Genomic DNA, 3,440 nt, shown 5'->3' on the forward strand with positions numbered 1-3,440 from the left:
CTATCCCGGCTGGTATCGCGGCCGCACCACCCACATCCATTTCAAGGTCTTCCCCGACGACAGGTCGGTGATGACCGGCCAGTTGTTTTTCCCCGACAGCCTCAGCGAGCAGATCTTCACCTCTGTCGCGCCCTACAATGACCGGCCCGGCAAGCGCGACACTTCAAATGCCGATGACGGCATCGCCAGGCGGGCCGGATCGCAATCGCAGGCTGCGCTGCGCGAGTTGGAGGATGCCTATCAGGCGCTGATGATCGTGGCGGTGAAGTCCGGCTGAGCGTTCCCTCACGCACCTTGTCAGCGGCGAAAACTCCGGTCACGAATTCGTTTGTCATCTAACTGAAATAAACATCTGGCATTAGCCACGGCGGACACCACAATGCTTGCCGGCAAAGCTGTTTGAAGCACCGGAATCTTTTTGATCGTCGATTGCCAACCGGCCGGCTGCCTCTATGCTGCCCGCACCGGTACGGCCGAAGAGGGAAGACCATGGCCAAGGCGGACAAGACTGCGACAATGAGCCGGCTGCATTCCGCGGCAAGGCTGGCAAGGACGGCGCTGGCTGCCCGGCTTCTGGCGCACGGCTTCTATGCCGGCCAGGACCAGATCATGCTGGCGCTCGACCGTGAGGACGGCCAGACGCCGGGCAATCTTGCCGGACGTCTCGGCGTGCGCCCGCCGACGATCACCAAGACCATCAACCGGCTGCAGGCCCAGGGGTTCCTGGAGAAGCGCGCTTCTGAAGCCGATGCCCGCCAGGCCCACATCTTTCTCACCGATACAGGCCGCGACATCATCCACGCCATCGAGAAATCGGTGAAGAAGACCGAAAAGCAGGCGCTGAAGGGCCTCGACAAGAAGGACCAGAAGTCGCTGTTCAAACTGCTTGCCCGCATCGAGGCCAACCTCTCGAACGAGGAATTGGTGCTCATCGACGACGACGCCGAGTCGGACGACTGACCGGCGGATTGTCGCGGCAGGCGATCAAGCCGCCGCGGCAGAGCCCTGGATCAGCGACGACCAGCGTCCCGGTGTCATGCCGAACGCCTTCTTGAACTGCCTGATGAAATGGCTCTGGTCGCTGAAGCCGGCTTCGACCGCGATCTGCGCCAACGGTTCGCCGGCGGCGATCATCCGCCGCGCACGCTGAAGCCGGCGCATCACCAGGAAGCGATGCGGACTGGTCGAGAACGCCGCGCGGAAATGCCGTGACAAGGCATAGCGGTCGAGCCCGGTTATGGCTTCCAGTTCGCCGGAGCGCACCGGCCGGGTCAGGTTTTCCGTGAGATAGTCGCGCGCCAGTGCAGCCGCCCGCCACGCCGTCCTGGTCATCGGCTTTGCCGGCTGGCCACCATGCCGGGTCAGGCTTTGCATCAGTTGGACCAGGAAATCGTCGACGAACAGGTCGTCGAGTTCCTGCTCCAGCGGCCCCAGCGCCGAAAGCAGCGTTGCGCAAAAGGCGGCGTCCGTCACCACGCCATCCCTCACAAAAGGCAGCGAAGCGCCGCCGAGGCAGTCGAGCATCAGCGACGGCTCCAAATAGAGCATTCGGTAGCGCAGGCCGTCCTCGGTGCCGGCGCCGCCGTCATGCAGTTCGTCGGGGTGTAGCACGATGATCTGGCCTGGAAGGCTGTGACGCGCAGCACCAAGATAGCGAAACGTCTGCACACCGTGCAGCGTTACCCCGATCGCATAGGTGTCGTGGCGATGCAGGTCGAACGCGCTGCCATGGAAGCGTGCCTCGATCCGCTCCATGCCTGCGGGATCGGGGGCGGAGATAATACGGTTTTCCGCCGCATCGATGCACAAACGTCCAAGACCCTCGAAGGCCTGGCTGTCTAGATCGTGCGACATCGTCTCCTTAAGCCTCGCATTGGGGCACAAACCGAATGGCCAATGTCTCATGTTCGATACGAAATTTGCAATCGTGCTCAGGGAAGATCTGGCGGTCTGGCAGAAACTCAACGTCACCGCCTTCCTGACCAGCGGCATCGTCGCGCAGTTTTCCGATATCATCGGTGAACCCTATCGCGACCGCGCCGGCAATCTCTATAACCCGCTGTCGATCCAGCCGGTCATCGTTTTGTCCGCCGACCAGGCCACGCTGGGCACGATCCACCGGCGCACATTGGAGCGCGGCGTGACCACCTCGCTCTATGTCGAGGAGATGTTTTCGACCGGCTTTGACGCGGCCAACCGCGCCGTCTTCGCCGAATTTGCGCCTGAAGACGCCAAGGCGGTCGGGATCGCGCTTCGCGCCGACAAGAAGCTGGTCGACAAGATCACCAAGGGCGCCCGTATGCACCCGTAGCTTCAGAGGCATCGACTAAGCCTGCCGCCGACACTTGTTGTGCCAGCCGGCTTTGGCGTGGCGACAGCCGACAATTGGCTTGCCGGGAGCCGGCAATTCCCGCAAAGGTGGGTCCAGCCCAGCTCCCACCCGGCCTGCAAGTGAGTGCTCCCCAAAGACATGTAGAAAGCGCGACGCCCCCGGTGGCGATCCTGTGCATGCTTTCCACTTACGTCTGCTTCACCTTCCTCGACACATCAAGCAAATACCTCGTCCTCGCCGGCATTTCCGTGCTGGTCGTTGCCTGGGTGCGCTTTGCCGTGCATGTCATCCTGGTCGGCACCCTGTTGCGCGGCTGGCGCCAACCCATGCGGTTTCGCCCGATCAACCTGCCTGCGCATATCCTGCGCGGGGCTTTCCTGTTCGGATCGACCATATTCAATGTCCTGGCGCTCAAATCCCTGCAACTGGCCGAGACAACCTCGATCTATTTCTTTGGGCCGATGGTGATCACGGCGCTGGCCGGTCCGCTGCTTGGCGAGTGGGCGGGCTGGCGGCGCTGGCTGGCCATCCTGGCGGCCTTTGCCGGCGTCCTCATCATCACCCGACCGGGCGTCGGCGTGTTCGGCATCGGACATCTCTTCGCGCTCGGCTCGATGCTGTCGAACTGCTTCTACGTCATCATGACGCGCCGCATGTCGGCGACCGAGACATCGGAGAGCCTCATCCTGTTTTCGGCGCTGGCGCCGGCGCTGCTGCTGTTGCCCCTGCTGCCGTTTTCGTTTTCCTTGCCGCATGACGGCTGGCACTGGTTCGTGCTGCTGATGCTCGGCGTGTTCGGCGGCGTCGGTCACTGGCTGCTCGTCCAGGCCTACCGGCTGGCGACGACCACGGCTTTGGCGCCCTATCCCTATTCGCAGATGGTGTGGATGATCATTTCCGGATGGATCGTCTTCAAGCAGTTTCCCGACCGCTGGACGCTGGTCGGCGCCGCCATCATCGTCGCCAGCGGCCTCTACATCGTCCATCGCGAGCATAGGCTTCGGCTGCGGAGCCGCGCGGCCTCGGACGTCGAGGCCGAGGCGTTGGCAAAAAAACTTTGATTTGCCCCCGATCGGTGGCATAACGCCGCCTTTAAACAGTTTAGGTC

At 62.6% G+C, this 3,440-nt stretch carries 4 protein-coding genes and 1 pseudogene; 4 read left to right on the forward strand and 1 reads right to left on the reverse strand.

Features of this window, described 5'->3' with window-relative positions:
• Both EN994_RS23280 and EN994_RS23285 read left to right on the forward strand, forming a co-directional pair.
• Window positions 1-277: pseudogene (locus EN994_RS23280) on the forward strand (protocatechuate dioxygenase); the annotation flags it as partial.
• A gap of 212 nt (window positions 278-489) precedes the next feature.
• Window positions 490-960, forward strand: coding sequence for a MarR family winged helix-turn-helix transcriptional regulator (locus EN994_RS23285; protein ID WP_013528223.1), 471 nt, complete (start codon window positions 490-492; stop codon window positions 958-960).
• Between the two features lie 24 nt (window positions 961-984).
• Here EN994_RS23285 and EN994_RS23290 read toward each other — a convergent pair whose 3' ends face one another.
• Window positions 985-1,854 (reverse strand): AraC family transcriptional regulator, encoded by an 870-nt coding sequence (locus EN994_RS23290; protein WP_027164197.1) that lies wholly within the window; start codon window positions 1,852-1,854, stop codon window positions 985-987.
• Between the two features lie 49 nt (window positions 1,855-1,903).
• Between EN994_RS23290 and EN994_RS23295 the strand changes: the two genes are divergently transcribed.
• Window positions 1,904-2,311, forward strand: a complete 408-nt coding sequence (locus EN994_RS23295; RefSeq protein WP_013528221.1) for a DUF2000 family protein — start codon at window positions 1,904-1,906, stop codon at window positions 2,309-2,311.
• 197 nt (window positions 2,312-2,508) lie between these two features.
• A complete protein-coding gene (locus EN994_RS23300; RefSeq protein WP_063169834.1) occupies window positions 2,509-3,393 on the forward strand; it encodes a DMT family transporter in 885 nt (294 codons plus the stop codon).
• The last annotated feature ends 47 nt before the right edge of the window (window positions 3,394-3,440 follow it).

Origin of the sequence: Mesorhizobium sp. M7A.F.Ca.CA.002.09.1.1 (assembly GCF_003998555.1) — a bacterium.
Classification (GTDB): domain Bacteria; phylum Pseudomonadota; class Alphaproteobacteria; order Rhizobiales; family Rhizobiaceae; genus Mesorhizobium; species Mesorhizobium ciceri.